The sequence below is a fragment of the Nonomuraea basaltis genome, from assembly GCF_005893125.1.
GTDB lineage: Bacteria > Actinomycetota > Actinomycetes > Streptosporangiales > Streptosporangiaceae > Nonomuraea > Nonomuraea basaltis.
Map to the genome: position 1 here is coordinate 1 of NZ_VCJS01000120.1, position 21171 is coordinate 21171.

Genomic DNA, 21171 nt, shown 5'->3' on the forward strand with positions numbered 1-21171 from the left:
CTGCTCGGCCTGGGGTGGGTCAACTGCGGCGCCGACTACTCGCGCTACCTGCCCGCGAGTTCCCGGCCGCGGTCGGTGGCGCTGTGGACGATGCTCGGGGGCGCGCTGCCGCCCATGGTCCTGCTCGTGTTCGGCGTGCTGCTGGCGGGTGGCGACCCGAAGCTGGCCGAGGCGGCGGGCGGCGATCCGGTGTCGGCGCTGGCGGGCGCGCTGCCGACGTGGTTCCTCCTGCCTTACCTGTTAACCGCCATCGGCGGCTTCCTGGCCGGGGCGATCATGGACATCTACTCGTCCGGGCTGTCGATGCTGGCGCTCGGCGTGCCGATCCGGCGGCATTCAGCGGTGCTGATCGACGGGCTGCTCATGGTGCTCGGCGGCTACTACCTGCTGTTCGTCTCCAGCAGCTTCCTCGGGACCTTCCAGGCGTTCCTGGCGATCATCGGCGTGGTGATGGCCGCCTGGGTCGCCATCTTCCTGGTGGACATGTGGCGGCTACGGGCGGGCGGCAGGGCCTACGACGAGCGGTTGCTGCGCGTCGGGGCGCCCGCCGTCAACTGGCAGGGCGTGGTGTCACTGGTCGTGGCGTCGGTCGTGGGGCTCGGGCTGATCACGTCGGCCGACGAGAACATCGCCGGCGTCGTCGGCTTCCTGATGAGCGCGGAGCTGGAGGGGAGCACGTTCGGAGCGGCGAACATCGGCGTGGTCGTCGCGCTCGTGCTGGCGGGGGTTCTGTACTACCTGATCACCGCGTTGACCCCGCCGCGCCACCGGATGTCCTGAATTCGACGCACCACTGCGGTTACCCTTGGTAATCAATGATGGACATTCCGTTGCGGCTGCTGCGGTTGGCGGTGCACGTCACGGCCTGCGGGCTGCTCGCGATCGCCGTGGTGACCGTGCTGCGTGAGGGCCAGGCGGCCGAGGCCGTCGGAGGCGTGCTGCTCGGGCTGGTGTACGCCGCCGGCCCGGCGGTCGAGGGCAGGCCGGTGCCGGGGCGCGTGTGGCTGGCGCTGGTGACGGCGGGCTGGCTGGTGCTGGCTGTGGCGTCGCCGCCGTTCGTGTGGCTGGCGTTCCCGCTGCTGTTCGCCTACCTGCATGCACTGCCGCTGTGGGGGGCCATGTTCGGGGTGGGCGTGCTGACGTCGGTGGCGGTCATGGCGGCGGCCTGGCACGCGGGCGGGTTGACGGTGCCGCTGGTGCTCGGGCCGGGCGTCGCGGCTGTGGTGGTCACGCTGCTGGCACTGGCCTGCAGGACGCTGCGAGCGGAGGCCGAGCGACCGCCCGACTGAACGCATGGGAATCTGGCCCTTGACGTTGCGCGGCCCCGGATCAGGCCGTCACGATGGCGAAGTCGGGCATCGGCCGGTCCAGCACCGCCACCAGCCGCCGCAGCGCCGACGTGTCCCCCTCGCATGCCACCCCCTCGACGCCGTTTCCCGACAACAGGCCCAGGAGCTGCGCCTTCGTCAGCCGCAGTGTCAGGTCCGCGGTCTCGTCGGGCGGGTTCACCTCCTGGATCAGTGCCCCGTTGGACAGCGTCGTACGGTGCCGCTCCCCCAGGTCGGTCAGGTGCCAGTCGATGGCCAGGCGCTCGTGCCAGGCCCGGGGACCGTCGACGCGGATGGCGAGCGAATCGAAGATCTTCTCCACGGTCAGCGCGGCGTACAGGTCCCGGCAGGCGAGGTCCGCGGTGGCGGTGACGATGCCGTCCGCCAGCTCCAGCGCGCCCATGAGGTAGAAGTTGCGCCACGTGGCGTTCTCGGCGCCGTGCCCGAGCCGGGTGTAGACCTCGGCGAGCAGGTCGCGGGCCTCCTTGTTGCCCTCGTCGGCGAAGACGGCGTGGTTGAGCAGCTGGGCGGCGAAGCGCAGGTCGTTCTCCGTCATGTAGCGCCGGGCGAACGCGACCACGGCCGAGCCGCCGCCCAGGCACTCGACGTACCTGATCGCGCTCTCCTTCGGCGGGTGCTCCCACAGATGCGCCGGGTTGCCGTCGAACCAGCCCAGGTAGCGCTGGTAGATGGCCTTGACGTTGTGGCTGACCGAGCCGTGGTAGCCGTGCGTGTGCCAGGCCCGCTCCAGCGCGGGCGGCAGCTGCACGGCCTCGGCGATCTCGGCCGCCGTCAGGCCCTTGTTGAGCAGGCGAAGGGTCTGGTCGTGCAGGTAGGCGTACATGTCGCGCTGCTGGGCGAGGAAGCGCGTGATGTCGCCGCCACCCCAGGTGGGCCAGTGGTGGGCGGCGAAGGCGACGTCGGCCCGGCCGGCGAACAGGGAGATGGTCTCGTTGAGGCAGCGGGCCCAGGCTCTGGCGTCGCGGACCGGGGCGCCGCGCAGGGGGAGGAGGTCGCGCTGGTTGCGGGTGGCGCTCTCGGCCAGGCACAGCGCGCGGCGGCCGGGGATGAGGAAGGTCATCTCGGCCGGGGCGTCGGATGCGAACTGGAAGACCATGCGCACGCCGTCGACCGTCTCCTCCTGGCCGGTGCGGGAAATGTCGGCGGTGGGCGGGATGATCGACAGGGTGCCTGTGGAGAAGGTCATGCCGAGGCCGCAGCCGATCTGGCCCTCGGTCGAGCGGGGCAGGGCGGTGCCGTACATGTAGACGGCGCGGCGGATCAGGGCCGGGCCCACGCACACGCCATCCGACAGGGCGTGCTCCATGAATCCGGCGGGGGCCAGGATCGGCACGCCGCCGCGGGTGACGCCGCGCACGCCGCCGAAGTGTGCGGCGTGGGAGTGCGTGTAGATCACGCCGGTGACGGGGCGCTCGCCGCGGTGAGCGCGGTACAGCTTGAGCGCGGCGGCGGCGCACTCGGTGGAGATCAGCGGGTCGATCACGATGACGCCGGTGTCGCCCTCGACCAGCGTCATGTTCGACAGGTCCAGGCCGCGTACCTGGTAGACGCCGTCGGTGACCTCGTACAGACCTTGTCTGGCGCACAGCTGGGCCTGCCGCCAGAGGCTGGGATGGGCCGTCTCGGGGCAATCCCCATGGAGAAAGTCGTAGGAGTCGTTGTCCCAGATGACCCGGCCGTCCGCCGTTTTGATCACTGCGGGGCTGAGCTTGGCGATGAAGCCGCGGTCCGCGTCCTCGAAGTCGCCCCTGTCGTGAAGTGGAAGGTCTGCCATGCCTAGCCGCATGCCCGGTATTCAGCCCGGGATAGCTCAATAAACGCCCCTAAGAGCATGAATCTCGGGCAATAAGGACATGCGATGATGTTGGACCTGTCAAATCCTTTGCGGGAGCTGCCCATGGAAGCGTGCGTGTTCGACCTCGACGGTGTGCTGGTCGATTCCGAGCCGGTCTGGGAGGAGGTACGCCGGGCGTTCGTCGCCGAGCACGGCGGCACGTGGCAGCCGGACACCCAGTCCAGGCTCATGGGCATGAGCACCGCCGAGTGGGCCGCGTACCTGCATGAGCTCGGGGTGCGGATGACGCCGGACGAGATCGCGCGCAGCGTGGTGGAGCAGATGGCCGCGCGCTACCGCGACGAGGTGCCGCTGATGCCGGGCGCGGTGGAGGCGGTGCGGCGCCTGTCCGGGCAGGTCACGCTGGGGCTGGCCAGCTCGTCGCCGCGCCGGCTGATCGACGTGGTGCTGGACGCGGCCCAGCTCAAGGAGTGCTTCGCGGCCACGGTCTCGACCGAGGAGGTCGAGCGGGGCAAGCCGGCGCCCGACGGGTACCTGGAGGCGGCGCGGCGGATGGAGCTGGATCCGCGCGGCTGCGTGGCGGTCGAGGATTCGAGCAACGGGCTGCGGTCCGCGCACGCGGCCGGCATGCGCGTGATCGCCGTACCGCATCCCCGCTATCCGCCCGCGCCGGACGCGCTCGCGCTGGCCTGGCGCGTGCTGGCCGGCCTCGACGCGCTCACGCCCGACCTGTTCTCGTGATCTGGTGCGCCCTGTGGCTATGCTTTCGGAATCGTGCGAGACATCACGGTTTTCAGCGGCAGCGCCCACCCCGAACTGGCCGAGGAGATCTGCGCCCACCTGGGCACTCCCCTGCACCCCGTCCAGGTCAGCCGATTCGCCAACGACGCGCTCGAGGTGCAGCTGCAGGCCAACTGCCGCGAGCGTGACGTCTTCCTCATCCAGCCCCTGGTGCCGCCCGTGCAGGAGCACCTGGTGGAGCTGCTGCTCATGCTCGACGCGGCGCGCGGCGCGTCCGCGGCCAGAACCACGGTGGTGTTGCCCCACTACGCCTACGCCCGATCGGACAAGAAGGACGCCCCGCGCATCTCCATCGGCGCGCGGCTGGTCGCCGACCTGATGGTGGCCGCGGGAGCCAGCCGGGTGCTGGCGATGACGCTGCACTCGCCGCAGGTGCACGGCTTCTTCAGCGTGCCCGTCGACCACCTGCACGCGCTGCGCGAGCTGGCCGCGCACTTCCGCCGGTACGACCTGTCGAACACGGTCGTGGTCTCCCCCGACCTCGGCAACGCCAAGGAGGCCGCGCACTTCGCCCGCCTGCTCGGCACCGGGGTCGCGATGGGCGCCAAGCAGCGCTTCAGCGACGACCGCGTGGTGATCAGCTCGGTCATCGGCGAGGTGACCGGCAAGGACGTGATCATCCTGGACGACGAGATCGCCAAGGGCAGCACGGTCATCGAGCTGCTCGACCGGCTGCGTGAGCTGAGCGTGCGCTCGGTGCGGGTGGCGTGCACGCACGGGCTGTTCGCGGGCGGGGCGATCGAGCGGCTGAGCGCGCTGCCCGAAGTCATCGAGATCGTCTGTACGAACACCGTGCCGCCGCCCAAGCCCCACGACAAGCTCACGGTGCTGTCGATCGCGCCCGCCCTGGCCGAGGCCATGCGCCGCATCCACGACGGCGAGTCCGTGAGCGCCCTGTTCAGTACATCCTGACGGTCTGCGCGGTCACGCGCCGGCCCTGGTGGGAGGCGAGGAAGGTGATCACCTCGGCCACGTCCTCGGGCTGCCCGACGGACCGCAGCGGGCCGTGGGTGCGAGCCGCCTTCTCCACCTCTTCGTTGATCCAGCCGGTGTCGGTGACGGGCGGGTAGACCATGTTGGCCGTGACGCCGTACGGGCCGAGCTCGTGCGCGGCCGACATGGTGTAGTTCTCCTGGGCCGCCTTCGCCGCGCCGTAGCTGACCTCGGTCGGGAAGCCCTCCGGGCCGCCGGAGGTCAGGCCGACGATGCGGCCCCAGCTCGCCCCGCGCTCGATGTGCCGCCGGGCGAACTCGGAGATCAGCAGCGCCGGGGCGCGGACGTCCACCGCGAACTGCCTGTCGTGCGTCTCGGCGTCCACCGGCCGGATCGGGCGGCCGAAGGAGTCGCGCTCGGCGGGCGTGAACGTGTCGCTGAGCCAGCCGCTGGCGTTGTTGACCAGGATCTGCACCGGGCCGAACGCCTTCTCGGCCTGGTCGAACAGGACTTTGGGGGTCGCGGGGTCGGCCAGGTCGGCCTCGGCGGACTCGGCCGTGCCACCCGCCTCGCGGATGCGCTGGACCACGTCATCCGCCCCGCCGCCGCGCGCGCGATCGTAGGTCTCCGGATATGCCGGATGGTTCAGCGGACCGAGCCGTTTGTACGTCACGAAGACCGCGGCCCCCTCGGCCGCCAGCGCGATCGCGGTCGCGGCGCCGATGCCGTGATTGGCGCCAGTGATCAACGCAACCTTTCCAGCCAGGCGTGTATCGATCATAGTTGCCATCATGCACGCAGCGACCGATCGCCTGCTAAGGCATTTTCTCGAGGCAGTGGAGCCGTCCGTTCCCCTTGTCGCGTTATGGGCGCACGGCTCGCTGGCGACGGACGACTACCAGCCGGGCCGCAGCGATCTGGACCTGATCGCCGTCGTCGACGAGCCGGTGACGATGGAGCAGTGGCGGCGGATCAAGGGCCTGCACCGGGGGATGGACCTGCCGCTGGCGGACAAGTTGCACTGCTCGTACATGCCCAGGCAGGAGCTGGCGGACCTGTCCACCGAGCACGTGACGTGGGCGCACGAGCGGGTCTTCCGCCGTCCGGTCACCGCCGTCACCCGGCGCGAGCTGCACACGAAGGCCCTGGAGCTGTACGGGCCGCCGCCCGGCGAGCTGCTGCCACCGGTGTCGGACGCGGAGCTGGCCGAGTTCGTGCGGACGGACCTGCGGGACTTCTGGCTGGTCATGACGCGGGGACGGCGCCGGTGGCTACGCGACATCTGGGTGGACATGGGCACCGTCACGGTCGCCAGGGCCACGGTCACCTTGCGGGACGGGCGGCTGATCAGCAAGCGGGAGGCCCTCGAGGTGCTGCACGAGCTGGGCGCGCCCCCGAACGTGGTGGCCGACGTGCGGGCCCGCAGGTATGGCACACCTGCGCCGGTGCTGAGCCGGTTCAGGAGGGCCAAGCTGGCTCGCGCGTTCATCAGGTCCACGATCACAAGGACCCTGCGGTAAGGGGCTCCGCCGTCACGATGGGGTGAGCACCGCGGTGAGCGTGGTCAGCGCCCCGGTGATCTGGTCCGGGGTCAGGCCGAGCACCGAGCGCTGGTAGCCGTACACCTCGGGAGCCAGGGGCGCGAGCAGGACGTCGACGAGCGCGTCCCGGCCGGGCGTGCCGGCGGCGACCAGGAGCGCGCGCACGTGTGCGCGCCAGAAGCCGTACGCGCCGGTCTCGAAGCGTGAGCGGCCCACCTCCGAGCCGAGCACCAGGTGCGAGTGGTCCTCCAGCAGGCGCACCATGGCGGCGTAGAAGGCGGCCAGCCGCTCGGCGGGCGGCGCGCCCGGACCCAGCGGCGGCTCGCCGCGCAACAACTGCTCCTGCAGCTTCCGCTCGTGCTCGTCGAGCAGTGCGACGGCGATCGAGGCCCGGTCCGGGTAGCGGCGGTAGAGCGTGCCCCGGCCCACGCCGGCCTTCTTCGCGATGTCGTCCATCGTCACGTCCTGCGGCGCCTTCTCGGCGAAGAGCAGGGCGGCCGCCTCCAGGATCCTGGCGCGATTGCGGGCGGCGTCGGCTCTCTCCATGCCTCGCAGTGTATGTGGACGCATCGTCCGCTTACATCAAGTGGACAGCGTGTCCAAACCTCCGCGACTTCTTCAAGGGCCACTTCAGGGTCGAGGACGGCGCTCGCGCTGATTGTCGGAAGGATAGTCTTGGCCCGTGTTACCACCTGAACCAGGGGAAGGGCGGCAAATGGGGGAAAGCAGGCAGTCCTATCTGGTGGCCGCGACGTCGGCGGTGTCGCTGCTGCGCGACCCGGCCGTGGCCGCGGCCTGGGACAAGCCGAGCGCGCTCACGGAGTTCAGCGTCGGAGGGCTGGCCGGACACCTGGCCCACCAGATCGTCAGGGTTCGCGACGCGCTATCGGTGGACAACGGTGAGGTCCAGACGCCGATCGGGCTGCTGGAGCACTTTTCGAGGTCACCGTGGGTGCAGGCGGGGCTCGACCACGAGAGCAACGTGTTCGTCCGGCGGGGCGGGGAGGCGGCCGCCGCCGACGGGCCGGGCGCGCTGGTGGAGCGCACGCAGGCGCTGCTCGACCTGCTGACCTCCGCGCTGCCCGCCGAGCCCGCCGACCGGGTGGTGCACCTGCCGTGGGCCGACTGGTCGCTCACGCTGGACGACTTCCTGCTCACCCGGCTGGTCGAGCTGGTCGTGCACTCCGACGACCTGGCCGCCAGCGTGGGCATCGAGACGCCGGCACTGCCGGAGCCGGTCATCGAGCCGGTGGTCGAGCTGCTGGCCCGCCTGGCCGTGCACCGCCACGGGGCGACGGCCGTCATCCGCACGCTGAGCAGGGCCGAGCGGGCTCCGGCCACGATAAGCGCTTTCTAAGCCCGCGACGGCCGCCTTCGACGCTCAGGAAGCGATCATGCGCAGGGCCGCGACCACCTCGCGGCCCGACAGCGCGCTGTCCGGGTCGAGCAGCCACTGTGACAGGAACCCCGCCAGCATGGCCTGGTAGAACGTCCCGGTCAGCCGCTCCCGCTCGGGATCACTCCCCGGCTCGATGCCCCCGAACAGCTCCGCGAGCCCCAGCCGCCCCTCCTTGGTGCCGCGCACGAGCTGCTCGCGCACGTCGGGCATGTGGTCGATCTGCCCGAGCAGCTCGAACTGGGTGACCCACAGCGGCCGCAGCCGCGCGAACGACTCCACCACCCGATCCCAGGCCGCCTCGAAGCGCTCCAACGGGGTCGCGTCTGGCTTGACGTCGGCCGACAGGGTGGCCGCCAGCTGCTCGCCCCACTCCTGCATCGCCTCGAACAGCGCCTCGTTCATCAGCGCCTCTTTCGACTTGAAGTGATAGCCGATGCCCGCCAGGCTCACGCCGGAGGCGTTGGCGATGTCCCGCGCCGTGGTGCGCGAATAGCCCTTCTCGATGAGGCACCGCTTCGCTCCGGCCAGCAGATCTTCCCTGTTTCCCATGCCCAGAGGGTAGCACAACTGTCTGGAAAAATTGTCCTAGACAATCGTCTGAGACAGATGTACCGTCAACGGCATGACGAACATCCTGATCTCCGGCGCAAGCATCGCCGGCACGTCGACGGCCTACTGGCTGCGCAGGCACGGCTTCACCGTCACCGTGGTGGAGCGCGCCCCGGCCATCCGCGAGGGCGGCTACAAGGTGGACATCCGCGGCGCGGCGCTGCAGGTGATCGAGCGCATGGGACTCATGGACGCGGTCCGCGCCAGGAGCACGGACATGCGGATCGGCACCCACTACGACGCCAAGGGCCGGCCGGTCGCGACCATGGACGCGGATCTGTTCGGCGGGCGCATGGGCGGTGACGTCGAGATCATGCGCGGCGACCTCAACGAGCTGCTGTACGACCTGACGCGCGACGAAGTCGAGTACATCTTCGACGACACGATCACCGGCATCGCCGACGACGGCACGGTGACGTTCGAGCGCTCGGAGCCGCGCAGGTTCGACCTGGTCGTGGGGGCGGACGGCGCACACTCCGTCACCAGGAGGCTGGCCTTCGGCGAGGAGTCGGAGTTCGCCCGCCACCTCGGCCACTACATCTCGATCTGCTCCGTGCCCAACACCCTGGGCCTGGACCGCGAGGAGGCCGTGCACGCGGCTCCCGGCAGGACCGCGAACGTCTACAGCACCCGGCAGGACACCGGCGCCAAGGCGCTGTTCATGTGGTCGTCGGAGCCGCTGGCCTACGACCACCGGGACCAGGGCGCACAGAAGGAGCTGCTGGTGCGGGCCATGGCGGGGGCCGGGTGGGAGGTGCCGGCGCTGCTCGACGCCGTACGCGATGCCGAGGATTTCTACTTCGACTCGATCGCCCAGATCCACATGGACCGCTGGTCGAAGGGGCGCGTGGTCCTCGTAGGCGACGCGGCGTACTGCGCCTCGCCGGCCTCGGGGCAGGGCACGAGCCTGGCGATCGTGGGGGCGTACGCGCTGGCGGGCGAGCTGGCCACCGGCGGCGGGACGGACGGCTACGAACGGGAGCTGCGCGATTTCGTCGCGGCGAACCAGGCACTCGCCGAGCCGAACCTCAAGGGCATGGTGGTGCCGTCGCGACTTGCCCTGTGGTTCCAGCTCAAGATGATCAAGCTGATCCCGCACCTGCCGGGCCGCGACCGGATGGTGGAGAAGGTCGCCGGGCCGATCCACCGAGCCGCGAACGCCATCTCGCTCAAGAACTATATGGAATGAAGCGTTCCGTTCTGATATAGTGAGATCAGAACGTTCCGTTCCGAGCAGATAGGGATACATCATGACTTTCCTCGTCACCGGTGCCACTGGGACCGTCGGCCGTCTCGTCGTCGAGGAGCTCCTCGCGGCCGGGCAGCAGGTGCGTGCCCTGACCAGGAACCCCGCCAAGGCCGCGCTCCCCGAGGGCGTCGAGGTCGTCGCCGGCGACCTCGCCCGGCTCGACTCGCTGGCCGGTGTCTTCGACGGCGTCGAGGCCGCTCACTTCATCAACTTCGCGGGCGACGACTACACGCCCCTGCCGGACGGCGCCGGGCTCGTGAGGCTGGCCGCCGAGGCGGGCGTGCGGCGGGCCACGGTGCTCGGCGGGCGCGCGGACGGCGAGCTGGAGCAGGCGCTCGCCGCGTCAGGCATCGAATGGACGCTGCTCCACCCGGTCGAGTTCATGTCCAACACGCTGCGCTGGTGGGCGCACACGGTCAGGACGGAAGGCGTCATCAAGGAGCCGTTCGGCGACCGGCTGAGCGCACTGGTGCACGAGCGCGACATCGCCGCCGTGGCCGCGACGGTGCTGGTCGAGGGGGGCCACGGCGGCAGGACGTACACGCTGACCGGCCCTGAGGCGATCACGCTCAGGGAGAAGGTCGCGATCCTGGCCGCGTCGATCGGCAGTGACGTGCGATTCGTGGAGCTGACCGTGGACGAGGCGCGCGCCAAGTGGCGCGACGACGGCATGGGCGAGGAGACCGTCGAGTTCCTCGTGAGCGCGCTCGGCAACACCCCTGAGGAGGGCTACACGGTCGTCCCGACCGTGCGGGAGGTCACCGGCCGGGATGCGCGCGGCTTCGCCCAGTGGGCCTCGGAGAACGCGGCCGCCTTTCAGCCGTGATCGGTGACCTCCGGGAAGTCCTCGACCGGCCGCTCCTTGCCGAGCAGGTGCCGGTCGAGGAAGGCGGCGAGGTGGGCGCGGGTGATCCGCAGCGCCCGCGCACCGTCCATCTCCTGGGCTGGGATGCCGAGCTGGGGCCTGAGCACGGCGTAGTCGACGAAGGCCGAGTGGTCCGTCCCGGCCACCGTGATCCAGCGCTTCCAGCCCTTGAGGTTGGCCCAGGACCTCTTCCACGAGTCGTCGGCGCCGTCGGGCGTGTGCAGCGGCGGCGCCCCGATCAGCATGAACGGCCGATCGAGCGGCTCGACGATCGGCTTGAACGTGCCGTCCAGGTTGACGCCGGCCTTCACCCGGGGGTCGGCGAGCATGGTCTGGGCGGCGCTGTTGCCGCCCATCGAGTGGCCCACCATGGCGATCTTCGACCGGTCGATCACCTTGCCCCAGCGGCCCTTGGCCAGCTCGTCGAGCACGAACCGTACGTCCTTCGCCCGGCTCGCGGCGACCTTCCCGCCGTCCTGCCCCTTGACGCAGGCCAGGCATGTGGTCGTCCGGCCGTCGGGGAACGTGGCGACCGACTCGTAGGTGTGCTCCACGGCCGCGACCAGGTATCCCCTGCTGGCGAAGTCCTCGGCCAGCGAGGTCAGGGTGGCGCGCTGGAAGGTGAAGCCGGGTGACATGACGACGAGCGGCATTCGACCCTTCCGCATGGGGGCGTCGAGCCTGGCATACGTCCTGACCTTGGTGAGCGCGTCCGGGGCGACGTCAGGGTAGGGCTTCAGGATCGCGGCGGATTCCTGCGGAGTCATGTAAGTCACCCGCTTCCCGGTGGCCTTCCGTGCCGGATACCACAGCGTGACCATGAGTTCCCGCTTGTCCGCCTCGGGGTTCCAGGGGTCGGGGCGGCTGGAGTCGATCAGGTGCAGGCTGGTCGTGCCGACGGGCTTCGGGCCGGTCGGCTCCGGCAGGGCGAGGGCGTCCGCCTGGGCGGCCTGCGGGGCCGCGGCGAGGACGGTCAACGAGGTGGCCGCTAGAGCGAGGGTTTTGCGCATGGGTCCACGCTGGCGGCCGGCGGTGCCCGGGCGTACGCCCCGATCGTCGATCGGCTCTTACTACTTTCGTCGTAAAGGCATTTCCGGTCCAGCCCATACGGTGTGACCATGCGGTTCGTTCTGCTCGGCGCGGGTGTGTTCGCGTTCTCGCTGCTCGTGGTGCAAGGGCAGGCCGGAGTGCCGTCGAGCCTGCCTCTCCCGGTGCTGATCGCGGTCGCCGCCGCCGCGGGCACGGCCGCCTGGTGGGTGCGGCGGTCCTGGTGGCCGCTGGCCGCGGTGGGGGCCGTCACCTACGCGTGGCTGGTGATGTGGCCGCCGCTGCTGATCGCCTCCTACTACGCGGGCCTCACGCTGAGCAGGCGCCGCATCGTCGCCTATCTCGGCGGCTGCCTGGTGGTGTGCGGGATTTCCGCCCTGGTGGGCGAGTGGCAGAACGGGCTGCACGAGCAAGCGACCGCGACCCTGGGCAACGCGCTGTTCATGGCGCTGGCCATGATCGGGCTGCCGCTCTCACTCGGGCTCTGGGTACGCGCCAGGCGTGAGAGCCTGGCGGGGGCGCAACGCGAGCAGGTCATGCGGGCCGAGCAGGCCAGGGCGCAGGAACGGGCCAGGATCGCCAGAGAGATGCACGACGTCGTCGCGCATCGGGTCTCGCTGATCGTGCTGCACGCCGGGGCGCTGGAGGTGCGGACCGCCGACGATGAGACGGCCAGGGCCGCCGCCTTGATCGGCGGGATCGGCCGGGAGGCGCTGGCCAATCTGCGTGACGTGCTCGGCGTGCTGCGGTCGTCCACGACGGATACCCAGCCGCCGCCGACACTCGCCGACCTCGACCGCCTTCTCGACCAGTCCCGCGCCCTGGGCATCGCGGTGACCAGGCATGACGAGGGCGAGGTGCGGCCGGTCGAGGCGACCGTGGAGCGGACCGCGTACCGCGTGGTGCAGGAGGCGCTCACCAACGTGCACAAGCACGCGGGGAACGCCGGCGCGGACGTGCGCATCCGCTACGGTCCGGGCGAGCTGGAGGTGGAGGTGCGCAACCAGCCGCCCGCGGCGCTCCACGCGAAGGTGCCCGGCGCGGGCTGGGGCCTGGTGGGGCTGCGGGAGCGCGTCGAGCTGCTCGGCGGCACGCTGCGGACCATCCCGCAGGACGGCGGCGGCTTCCTGGTGAGCGCCAGGATCCCCGCATGATCCGGGTGCTGGTGGTGGACGACGAGGAGCTCGTACGGTCGGGGCTGCGGCTGATCCTGGAGGCGGCGGGCGACATCGCGGTCGTCGGCGAAGCCCGGGACGGCGCCGAGGCGGTCTCCGCCGTGGCGCGGCTGCGGCCCGAGGTCGTGCTGATGGACGTGCGCATGCCGGGCACGGACGGCCTGACCGCCGCCGCCCGCCTGCTGTCCCTGCCGGACGCGCCCAAGCTGATCATGCTGACGACGTTCGACCTGGACGAGTACGTGCACGAGGCGCTCCGCCTGGGCGCGGTGGGGTTCCTGCTCAAGGACACGCCGCCGAGGGAGCTGTCGGCCGCGGTCCGCACGGTCGCCGGCGGCCAGGCCATGCTCTCCCCCTCGGTCACCAAGCGCCTCATCGCCTCATACGTGGACCGCACGCCCTCCCGGGCCGAGACCGCCCGCAGGCAGCTCTCCGGGCTCACCAGGCGGGAGGAGGAGGTGATCAGGGCGCTTGCCCGCGGCCTGTCCAACGCCCAGATCGGCCGCGAGCTGCGCCTGACGGAGGCCACGGTGAAGGCGCACGTCAGCCGCGTGCTTGCCAAGCTGGGCCTGGCCAACCGGGTCCAGGCGGCCATCCTGGTCCACGACGCGGATCTCGGCTAACCCACCACGTCGGCCCAGTGACAGGCCGCCTGCGCCTCGGGCACCGCGGGCAGGACGCTGAGCAGCTCCGACCTGCACTTCCCGTCCACCCCCGCCTCGGCGGCCTTCCTTGAGGCGAGCACCTGGCAGCGGGCGTGGAAGCGGCACCCGCCCGGGATCCTGGTCGGGTCCGGCGGCTCGCCGGTCAGCACCACCCGCTCGGGAGACTCCGGCAGCACCGACATCAGCGCCTGCGTGTACGGATGCCGCGGCGCGGTCAGCACCTGCTCGACCGGCCCGGACTCGACGATCCTGCCGAGGTACATCACGGCCACCCGGTCCGCGATGTTCCAGGCCAGCCCCAGGTCATGCGTGACGACCAGGGCCGACAGCCCCAGCTCCGCCCTGAGTTTGAGCAGCAGTGCCAGGATCTCGCCGCGGACGGAGGCATCGAGCGAGGCCACCGGCTCGTCGGCGACCAGCACCTTCGGGTCCAGCGCCAGCGCGCCCGCGATCACCACGCGCTGCCGCTGCCCGCCGGACAGCTCGTGCGGATAACGCAGGAAGAACCGGTCCGGCGGCCGCAGCCCCGCCCTCGACAGGGCCGTGGCCACGACCTCCCGCTCGTCCGGCAGGCCGTGGATGCGCGGGCCCTCGGCGACGGCCTCGTAGACCGTGTGCCGGGGGTTGAGCGAGCCCGTCGGGTCCTGCAGGACGAGCTGCACCTCCCTCCGGTAGGCCTTGAGCGCCTTGGAGCGGTAGTCCAGCGCGGCGCCGCCGTAGCGGACCTCGCCGGAGGTGGGGCGCTCGAGGCCGAGCAGCGTGCGGGCCAGCGTGGTCTTGCCGCAGCCGGACTCGCCGACCAGCGCCACGATCTCACCCTCGCCGATGGCGAGGTTCACGCCGTCCACAGCGCGGGCGCGGCGCCCGCGCGAGGTGAACTCCACATGCAGGTCGCGGGCTTCCAGCAGGATGGGCCGGGTCGTCGAGACGGCATTGGCCGCGGGGGGAGCTTGCTCCCCCCGCGAGGCAATCGCCTCTTCCTCGCTTTTCGGGGGGGCCGCGGGGGGCTTGCCCCCCGCGTGGGTGTCGGTCATGAGGCCTCCTCCTTCGCCCTGACGTGCACGCAGGCGGCGGTACGGCCAGGGCCGGCCGACCACAGCTCCACGTCCATGGTCGCGCATTCGTCCAGCGCGACCGGGCAGCGCGGGTGGAACGAGCAGCCGCCCGGGAGCTGCATCGGGTCGGGCGGGTCGCCGCCGAGCCCCTTGGGCGCCAGCCGTGAGACCGGGTCGCCCACCGTCGGGAACGCCGCCGCCAGCGCCCGGCTGTAGGGGTGCTTGGCGTCGGTGAAGACCTCGCGCGACGGGCCGTGCTCGACGACGCGGCCCGCGTACATGACGGCGAGCCGGTCGCACACGTCGGCGAGCACCGACAGGTCGTGCGAGATCATGATCAGCGAGATGCCGTGCTCGGCCACCAGCTCCTTGATCAGCGTCAGGACCTGGGCCTGGACCATCACATCGAGCGCGGTGGTGGGCTCGTCGGCGATGATCAGGCGCGGTGAGCAGGCCAGCGCCATCGCGATCATCACGCGCTGCCGCTGCCCGCCGGACAGCTCGTGCGGGTAGCTGCGGGACCGCCAGGCCGGCAGGCCGACCTGTTCGAGCAGCTCGGCCACGCGCTTGCGGGCGCCGTCCGGCTTGGCCAGGTTGTGCACGAGCAGCGGCTCGGCGATCTGGTCGCCGATCCTGCGCACCGGGTTGAGCCCGTGCTGGGCGCCCTGGAACACGATCGAGGCCTCCGCCCAGCGCACGGCCCTCATGCGGCCCCACTTCATGGTGAGGACGTCCTCGCCGTCGAGCAGGATCCGGCCGCCGACCCGCGCGTCCCTTGGCAGGAGCCGGAGCAGCGCCATGGCCAGGGTCGACTTGCCGGATCCCGACTCGCCGGCGACTCCGAGTGCCGCTCCGGAGTCGAGGGTCAGCGACACGCCGCGCACCGCGGGCACCTCGCCCGAGGCGATGCGGTACGTCACCGACAGGTCGTCGAGTTCAAGCAGACTCATGCGACCCTCCTGAGCCGGGGGTTGAGCACGGCCTCCAGGGCCCGCCCGCACAGTGTGAACGCCATGACCACGGCCAGGATGGCCAGGCCCGGGATGAGGATGTACCACCACGCGCCCTGGGTGGCCGCGCCGTAGTCGTACGAGCCGCGCAGCATGGTGCCCCAGGAGGTCTTGTTCGCGCTGGCGCCGAGGAAGGCGAGCGTGGACTCGGTCACGATCGCGCTGGCCACCTCCAGCGTCGTGCTGGCGAGCAGCAGCGGCGCCACGTTCGGCAGCACGTGCCTGGTGGTGATGTGCCAGTGTCCGGCGCCGAGCGCCTTCGACCGCTCGATGTACGGCCTCGCCTCCACGGCCATGGTCTGCGCCCGGATCAGCCGGGCCGTCGACGGCCACGTCGTGATCCCGATGGCCATGATGATCGTGAACGTGCTGCCGCCCAGGATGGCCGCCAGCACCAGTGCCGTGATCAGGGACGGGAGCACCAGGAACCAGTCGGTGACCCGCATGAGCGCGCCGCCGGCCCAGCCGCGGAAGTGGCCGGCGGCGACACCGACGACCAGGCCGATCACGATGCTGAGCAGTGCGGCGAGGAAGCCGATGAGCAGCGACGTGCGCGAGCCCCACCAGACCATCAGCAGGATGGAGCGGCCGGACTCGTCGGTGCCGAACGGCTCGCTCGGGCTCGGCGGTGCCCACTTCTCCCCGGTGCCCCTGACGACGCTGGTCACGTCCTCGCCGATGAACAGCGGCGCGATCAGCGCGAGCACCACGGCGATGACGAGCGTCATCAGGCCGATCATGCCTGCGCGGTGGTGGCGGAACTCACCCCAGAAGCGGCTCAGCGCGAGCCGCCTGCGGGTCGCGGCGAGGCTCGTCATGCCGACCTCACCCTCGGGTCGAGTATGTGGTAGACCACGTCGGCGAGCGTGTTCATGAGGACCACGGCCACGGTGATCAGCAGGAACGTGCCCTGCATGAGTGTGAAGTCAGGCACCCTGATCGCCTCGTAGAACAGTTGTCCCAGCCCCGGCCAGGTGTAGATCGTCTCGACGGTGACCGCGCCGCCGACCACGAAGCCGATGCGCATGAAGACCAGCGTCACCGTGGGCAGCAGGGCGTTCGGCACCGCGTGGCGGCGGCGAACCTCGTCGTCGCGCAGGCCCTTGGCCCGGGCCACGGTGACGTAGTCCTGGCTGACCTCCTCCAGCAGCGACGACCGCATGACCAGCAGATATTGCGCGTACACCACGGCCACCAGGGTCAGGCACGGCAGCACCATGTGCGAGGCCACGTCCAGCACGTAGGCGAACCCGTCGGGCGCGTCCACGCTCTCGATGCCCCGGAACGGCAGGATGCCGGGGATCGGGCCGATTCCCACGCCGAACACCATCATCAGCAGTAGCCCGAGCCAGAACGTCGGCACGGACCACAGCACCAGCGACGTGCCGGTGGAGAAGCGGTCGAACCGGCTGCCGCGCCGCCACCCGGCCCGGGTGCCCTGCCAGATCCCGAGGCTGACCGCGATGACCAGGCCCGTACCTGCCAGCAGCAGCGTCGGGCCGATCCGCTCCCCGATCAGGTCGAGCACCGGCCGCTTGTACTCGTAAGACGTGCCGAGGTCCAGGCGGAGCGTCTTGCCGACGAAGTCGAAGAACTGGTCGATCAGCGGCATGTCCAGGCCGAGCTTGCGGCGCTCCAGGTCGAGCTGCGCAGGGGTCATGTTGCGGCCCTGTGCGAGGTTGCGTACGGGGTCGCCGGGGAGCAGCCGGAACACGAAGAACGTGCCGACGATCACCATGGCGATGCTGAACAGCGCCCCACCGGCCTTCGACAGCGCGTATCGCAGCGTGCCTCGGTAGGTGGGACGCTCGTCACCAGGGCCCGCCGCCTGGACGGCGGGCTCTGCCGCTTCTAGCGGAGTTGTCATTCGCGCTCGTCCGCGACGCCCTTGCGCCGCCTCGTCAGGAGGAATGCCGCCAGACCCAGGACCACCACGCCGCCGACGATACCGGCGATCAGCCCGGTGTTGGAGCCGCCGTCGCCGCTCGCGCCGCTCGCCGCCGTGGCCTTGGCGTCCACGGTGTAGAACGGCCAGTAGCCGCTGCCGCCGTACAGCAGGCCCTTGTCCTCGGGGATCGGGGTGATGCTGGTGATCCGGTCCTTGCGGTAGCCCTCGAGGTCGTTCGGGTAGTAGATGGCGATGATCGGGGCGTCGGTGTAGAGCCGCTCCTGCATCTGCTTGAGCATCTCGGCGCGCTTCGGCCGGTCGAGCTCCTTCAGCTGGTCCTGGTAGAGCTTCTCGAAGGTCTCGTCGCAGTAGAACGACTCGGTGCCGCCGCCCTCGCCGCCCGGAGCCGGCCTGCGGCTGCACAGGTGCGTGGCCATGACCTCTTCGGGGTCGGGGTTGACCGACCAGCCGCTGATGGCGATGTCGAACAGGCCGGTGACGCCGGTCTCCTCGCTGAACTTGCTGGAGTCGAGCTTCTTGGTGGTCAGCGTGATGCCGACCTCCTTGAAGAAGCCGGTCAGGTATTCGGCGAGCTTGTCCTCGATCGGCGTGTCGGTGTGGATGCTGAAGCGGAACTCCAGCTTGCGCTTGCCGTCGGGCATCGTGCGGATGCCGTCGGAGCCCTTCTTGTAGCCGGCGTCGTCGAGGATCTGGTTGGCCTTGGCCACGTCGTAGGTGACCTTGGTGTCGCCGGTGGCCTCCCAGAAGAAGTCCTTGTACATCGGCGGGACGATCGAGCCGTCGGCGGGCTTGGCCAGGCCGTTCTGGACCTCGTCGACCAGCTTCTGCTTGTCGATGGCGTAGTGCAGCGCCTGACGGACCTTGGCGTCCTTCAGCGCGGGGTGACCGTCGCCGACGGGCTTGTCGTCGGTGGTGGTGGCGCCGTGGTTGATCTGCAGGTAGCTCGCGCGCCGGCCCTGCGTGTTCCACGCCTCGATGTTCGGGTCGTTCTGGATGGCCTCGAACTCGGGCGGCTGCAGGCGGCCGATCAGGTCGATGTCACCCTTCTTCAGGCCGGCGATCGCGGCCTGGGGGTTGTCGTAGAAGATGACCTGCAGCTCGTCGATCTTGGGCTTGCCGCGCCAGTAGTTCGGGTTGGCCTGCAGCTTGACGAACTGGTCCTTCTTGTGCTCGACCGCGATGTACGGGCCGCTGCTCACCGACGGGTACTTCTCGGCGCCGTAGTTCGCCATGTCGGTGACCGACTCCCAGACATGCTTCGGCATGATCGGGGTCGGGTTCTCCAGCATGGACGCCTGCGGGGACTTGAGCTTGATCGTCAAGTCCTGACCGCTGGCCGTGACGCTCTCGAAGTTCTCCACCGCCGGGCCGTTGGCCGTCTTGGCGGCCTCGTCCGTCATCATCTTGTTGAACGTCCAGGCGGCGTCGTCGGCCGTGACCGGCTTGCCGTCGGACCACTTGGCGGCGCGGATCTTGAACGTCCACGTGAGCCCGTCCTCGGACGTGGTCCACGATTCCGCCAGGTCGGGGCTGGGCTGGAGCGTCTTGGAGTCGGGGACCGTGAGGTAGCCGTACATCCAGCGGTGGATCGACGTCGAGACCAGGCGGACCGCCAGGAACGGGTTCATCGAGTCCATGGACTGCGTGGCACCGACCCGGACGATCTTCTTCCCCGCCGCCGGTTCCTCGGCTAGGGCTGCGGTCGTGCCCTGACCTGCAACTAAGAGCGCCACGCCCAGCAATGCCAGGCGCGCGAACCATTTCCTCATGAGTGCCTCACCTTCAGGCAGGGGGTTCCTGTGTAGAGAAAGGCACACCATACGAAGACCGCGTGTCAACGCGTGCCGGAAAATTGTTTCATCTTCGTTTCCTTTGGCGGCGTAAATTTTCAGTCCCTTTGGGACTACCGTGAGCTGCGTGCCTCGCCTGCCCGTCGCCCTCGCCGCCGCCCTGACGATCGCGGCCGGGCTGGGGGTGCGGCTGCTGTGGGACGGCCCGGTGTCCAAATACGCCGGGGACGCGCTCTACACCGTACCGATCTACACGCTCGTCGTCCTCGCCCGGCCCAGCGTACGGCCGTGGGCAGCGGCGCTGGTTTCGGCCGGGCTGAGCTGGGCGATCGAGTTCGCCCAGCTCGGGGAGATCCCGGCGGTCCTGCGGCCGGTGCTGGGCAGCACCTTCAACCCGCCCGACCTGCTCTGGTACGCCGTGGGCGCGGCCGCCGCCTGGGCCGCGCACACGCTCTGGCTGAGGCAGCGTCCCGTCGCGTCCGGCTGATCGTCACGCGGCGGCCGCCCGCGCGCCCTTGACCACCTCGGCGAAACGCACCACCCGCTCGGCCTGGGCCCGCGCGGCGGCCCTGGTGGGCTCGCCGACCGGGGCGGTGCCGAACGCGTCGTGGTGCGAGGTGCCATAGGGGTTGGCGTTGGCCTCGTGGGTGTAGCCGGGCGGCACGATCACGCCGCCGAAGTGGTGGAAGCTGTTGCCGAGCGCCAGCAGCGTCGACTCGTGGCCGCCATGGGCGGTCGTGGTCGAGGTGAAGCCGCTGTAGACCTTGTCCGCCAGCAGCCCCTGCGCCTGCAGCCCGCCCAGCGTGTCGATGAACTGCTTGAGCTGCGAAGAGACGTTGCCGAATCGGGTCGGCGTACCGAAGATCACTGCGTCGGCCCACACCATGTCGTCCGGCTCGGCCACCGGGATGCCGGCAGTGGCGCGGGCATGCTCGGCCCAGAGGGGGTTGCTGTCGATCGCGGCCTGCGGCGCCAGCTCGGCCACCCGGCGCAGCCGCACGTCCGCGCCCGCCTCCTCGGCGGCGCGGGCGATCCCCTTGGCGATCTCCGTGATGGTGCCGGTGGAGGAGTAGTAAATGACGGCGAGGTTGACCATCTCAATGTTCCTTTAGTTCAGCACTGAAAGATTCGGCACGACAGTACGACAAGATATTTCAGTGCGCAACCTTTGATAGGTTGGGGAACATGAAGTGGCTCAGTGAGGAGGAGCAGCGCGTCTGGCGGGCCTTCGGCAGCGCCACCCGCCTGCTCAATGAGCGCCTGGAGCGCGACCTGCAGGCCGCGGGCATGCCGCTGACCTACTACGAGCTGCTGGTCATGTTGTCGGAGGCGCCGGACCGCACGCTGCGGATGGCCGAGCTGGCCAAGTGGACCCGGTCCAAGCCGAGCCGCATCTCGCACGCGGTCAACAAGCTGGAGCAGGCCGGCTGGGTCCGGCGCGAGCACTACGCCGGGGACCGGCGCGGCTGGCTGGCCGTGCTCACGGACGAGGGCTTCGAGGCCCTCCGGACGGCCGCTCCGCTGCACGTCACGAGCGTGCGCGCGAATCTGATCGACGCGCTCCGCCCCGAGCAGCTGCGTCAGCTGGAGGAGATCAGCCGGACCTTGCTCGATCACCTGGGCCATTAGAGCGTCCGGAGACGCTCATCGGCCTCCACCGGCTCACCCGAAGCCGATGGAGGCCTGAAGGTGAAGGTCAGTGGCAGCCGCCGGAGCCGCAGCAGGACCCGCTCACCTGCGGCAGGAGCTCCACCTTGCCGGCCAGCTCGTAACCGGCCTCCGTCACGGCGGCCTCCACCAGCGTGGGGTCGAGCGGCGCCGCGCTCGTCACGGTCACGGCCCCGGACGCGAGGTCCACGTCGACCCCGCTCACCCCGGCCACCTTGCCGACCTCCGCGGTCACGGAGCTGACGCAGTGGCCGCAGGTCATGCCCTCAACCTGGTACGTCGTGACAGTCATGGCTCAACTCCTCAGTCTC

Annotated in this window: 24 protein-coding genes; 12 read left to right on the forward strand and 12 right to left on the reverse strand. The window is 70.4% G+C overall.

From position 1 onward, the window contains the following. Both EJK15_RS40940 and EJK15_RS40945 read left to right on the forward strand, forming a co-directional pair. Positions 1 to 780 (forward strand): purine-cytosine permease family protein (locus EJK15_RS40940; RefSeq protein WP_476739201.1); only part of this gene is annotated, 780 nt, incomplete at its 5' end. A gap of 35 nt (positions 781 to 815) precedes the next feature. Continuing rightward, positions 816 to 1289 carry a hypothetical protein gene (locus tag EJK15_RS40945; RefSeq protein WP_138715863.1) on the forward strand — a complete coding sequence of 158 codons (474 nt, stop codon included), beginning with the start codon at positions 816 to 818 and terminating at the stop codon, positions 1287 to 1289. Between the two features lie 40 nt (positions 1290 to 1329). On the opposite strand, the gene EJK15_RS40950 is transcribed toward EJK15_RS40945, so the two are convergent. Continuing rightward, entirely contained in the window at positions 1330 to 3123 is a 1794-nt protein-coding gene (locus EJK15_RS40950) for an alkyl/aryl-sulfatase (RefSeq protein WP_138715864.1), read from the reverse strand. Between the two features lie 123 nt (positions 3124 to 3246). Here EJK15_RS40950 and EJK15_RS40955 point away from each other — a divergent pair, with 123 nt between their 5' ends. Next, positions 3247 to 3885: an HAD family hydrolase gene (locus EJK15_RS40955; RefSeq protein ID WP_138715865.1), complete on the forward strand. Its 639-nt coding sequence runs from the start codon at positions 3247 to 3249 to the stop codon at positions 3883 to 3885. A 33-nt stretch (positions 3886 to 3918) separates the two neighbouring features. Then, entirely contained in the window at positions 3919 to 4857 is a 939-nt protein-coding gene (locus tag EJK15_RS40960) for a ribose-phosphate diphosphokinase (protein ID WP_138715866.1), read from the forward strand. Here the strand turns inward: EJK15_RS40960 and EJK15_RS40965 are convergent. Further along, a complete protein-coding gene (locus EJK15_RS40965) occupies positions 4844 to 5659 on the reverse strand; it encodes an SDR family NAD(P)-dependent oxidoreductase (protein WP_138715867.1) in 816 nt (271 codons plus the stop codon). The genes EJK15_RS40960 and EJK15_RS40965 overlap by 14 nt on opposite strands. Positions 5660 to 5669: 10 nt before the next feature. On the opposite strand from EJK15_RS40965, the gene EJK15_RS40970 reads away from it, so the two are divergent. Further along, positions 5670 to 6398, forward strand: a complete 729-nt coding sequence (locus tag EJK15_RS40970; RefSeq protein WP_138715868.1) for a nucleotidyltransferase domain-containing protein — start codon at positions 5670 to 5672, stop codon at positions 6396 to 6398. A 12-nt stretch (positions 6399 to 6410) separates the two neighbouring features. Here EJK15_RS40970 and EJK15_RS40975 read toward each other — a convergent pair whose 3' ends face one another. Continuing rightward, positions 6411 to 6965 carry a TetR/AcrR family transcriptional regulator gene (locus tag EJK15_RS40975; RefSeq protein WP_138715869.1) on the reverse strand — a complete coding sequence of 185 codons (555 nt, stop codon included), beginning with the start codon at positions 6963 to 6965 and terminating at the stop codon, positions 6411 to 6413. Between the two features lie 169 nt (positions 6966 to 7134). On the opposite strand from EJK15_RS40975, the gene EJK15_RS40980 reads away from it, so the two are divergent. Beyond that, on the forward strand, positions 7135 to 7776 hold the full coding sequence (locus tag EJK15_RS40980; RefSeq protein WP_138715870.1) for a maleylpyruvate isomerase N-terminal domain-containing protein: 642 nt from the start codon (positions 7135 to 7137) through the stop codon (positions 7774 to 7776). Positions 7777 to 7800: 24 nt separating this feature from the next. Here the strand turns inward: EJK15_RS40980 and EJK15_RS40985 are convergent, their stop codons facing one another. Continuing rightward, positions 7801 to 8367, reverse strand: coding sequence for a TetR/AcrR family transcriptional regulator (locus tag EJK15_RS40985; protein ID WP_138715871.1), 567 nt, complete (start codon positions 8365 to 8367; stop codon positions 7801 to 7803). A gap of 73 nt (positions 8368 to 8440) precedes the next feature. Between EJK15_RS40985 and EJK15_RS40990 the strand changes: the two genes are divergently transcribed. Together EJK15_RS40990 and EJK15_RS40995 are read left to right on the forward strand one after the other, a co-directional pair. Then, positions 8441 to 9616, forward strand: coding sequence for an FAD-dependent monooxygenase (locus EJK15_RS40990; RefSeq protein WP_138715872.1), 1176 nt, complete (start codon positions 8441 to 8443; stop codon positions 9614 to 9616). Positions 9617 to 9677: 61 nt separating this feature from the next. After that, positions 9678 to 10502, forward strand: a complete 825-nt coding sequence (locus tag EJK15_RS40995) for an NAD(P)H-binding protein (RefSeq protein ID WP_138715873.1) — start codon at positions 9678 to 9680, stop codon at positions 10500 to 10502. On the opposite strand, the gene EJK15_RS41000 is transcribed toward EJK15_RS40995, so the two are convergent. Then, positions 10493 to 11551 (reverse strand): alpha/beta hydrolase family protein, encoded by a 1059-nt coding sequence (locus EJK15_RS41000; protein ID WP_138715874.1) that lies wholly within the window; start codon positions 11549 to 11551, stop codon positions 10493 to 10495. The two genes, EJK15_RS40995 and EJK15_RS41000, sit on opposite strands and share 10 nt — an antisense overlap. A 108-nt stretch (positions 11552 to 11659) precedes the next feature. On the opposite strand from EJK15_RS41000, the gene EJK15_RS41005 reads away from it, so the two are divergent. After that, positions 11660 to 12742 carry a sensor histidine kinase gene (locus tag EJK15_RS41005; protein ID WP_138715875.1) on the forward strand — a complete coding sequence of 361 codons (1083 nt, stop codon included), beginning with the start codon at positions 11660 to 11662 and terminating at the stop codon, positions 12740 to 12742. Beyond that, positions 12739 to 13386, forward strand: a complete 648-nt coding sequence (locus tag EJK15_RS41010; RefSeq protein WP_138715876.1) for a response regulator — start codon at positions 12739 to 12741, stop codon at positions 13384 to 13386. Before EJK15_RS41005 ends, EJK15_RS41010 begins: the two co-directional genes overlap by 4 nt. Here EJK15_RS41010 and EJK15_RS41015 read toward each other — a convergent pair. Genes EJK15_RS41015 through EJK15_RS41035 form a run of 5 tightly spaced genes read right to left on the reverse strand, consistent with a single transcriptional unit; the run spans position 13383 to position 19171 of the window. After that, a complete protein-coding gene (locus tag EJK15_RS41015) occupies positions 13383 to 14462 on the reverse strand; it encodes an ABC transporter ATP-binding protein (RefSeq protein WP_240777540.1) in 1080 nt (359 codons plus the stop codon). The two genes, EJK15_RS41010 and EJK15_RS41015, sit on opposite strands and share 4 nt — an antisense overlap. Then, on the reverse strand, positions 14459 to 15433 hold the full coding sequence (locus tag EJK15_RS41020; RefSeq protein WP_138715877.1) for an ABC transporter ATP-binding protein: 975 nt from the start codon (positions 15431 to 15433) through the stop codon (positions 14459 to 14461). The genes EJK15_RS41015 and EJK15_RS41020 overlap by 4 nt, the downstream gene beginning before the upstream one ends. Next, complete coding sequence (locus EJK15_RS41025; RefSeq protein WP_138715878.1) at positions 15430 to 16311, reverse strand: ABC transporter permease; 882 nt, start codon at positions 16309 to 16311, stop codon at positions 15430 to 15432. Before EJK15_RS41025 ends, EJK15_RS41020 begins: the two co-directional genes overlap by 4 nt. Continuing rightward, positions 16308 to 17360, reverse strand: coding sequence for an ABC transporter permease (locus EJK15_RS41030; RefSeq protein ID WP_171074824.1), 1053 nt, complete (start codon positions 17358 to 17360; stop codon positions 16308 to 16310). Before EJK15_RS41030 ends, EJK15_RS41025 begins: the two co-directional genes overlap by 4 nt. Further along, positions 17357 to 19171, reverse strand: coding sequence for an ABC transporter substrate-binding protein (locus EJK15_RS41035; RefSeq protein WP_138715879.1), 1815 nt, complete (start codon positions 19169 to 19171; stop codon positions 17357 to 17359). The genes EJK15_RS41030 and EJK15_RS41035 overlap by 4 nt, the downstream gene beginning before the upstream one ends. Positions 19172 to 19319: 148 nt before the next feature. On the opposite strand from EJK15_RS41035, the gene EJK15_RS41040 reads away from it, so the two are divergent. Beyond that, positions 19320 to 19679, forward strand: coding sequence for a ribosomal maturation YjgA family protein (locus EJK15_RS41040; protein ID WP_206061405.1), 360 nt, complete (start codon positions 19320 to 19322; stop codon positions 19677 to 19679). A 3-nt stretch (positions 19680 to 19682) separates the two neighbouring features. Here the strand turns inward: EJK15_RS41040 and wrbA are convergent, their stop codons facing one another. After that, on the reverse strand, positions 19683 to 20288 hold the full coding sequence (gene wrbA, locus EJK15_RS41045; protein WP_138715881.1) for an NAD(P)H:quinone oxidoreductase: 606 nt from the start codon (positions 20286 to 20288) through the stop codon (positions 19683 to 19685). Between the two features lie 89 nt (positions 20289 to 20377). On the opposite strand from wrbA, the gene EJK15_RS41050 reads away from it, so the two are divergent. Further along, on the forward strand, positions 20378 to 20821 hold the full coding sequence (locus EJK15_RS41050; RefSeq protein WP_138715882.1) for a MarR family winged helix-turn-helix transcriptional regulator: 444 nt from the start codon (positions 20378 to 20380) through the stop codon (positions 20819 to 20821). A 67-nt stretch (positions 20822 to 20888) separates the two neighbouring features. Here the strand turns inward: EJK15_RS41050 and EJK15_RS41055 are convergent, their stop codons facing one another. Beyond that, positions 20889 to 21152, reverse strand: a complete 264-nt coding sequence (locus tag EJK15_RS41055) for a heavy-metal-associated domain-containing protein (RefSeq protein ID WP_138715883.1) — start codon at positions 21150 to 21152, stop codon at positions 20889 to 20891. Positions 21153 to 21171 lie beyond the last annotated feature (19 nt).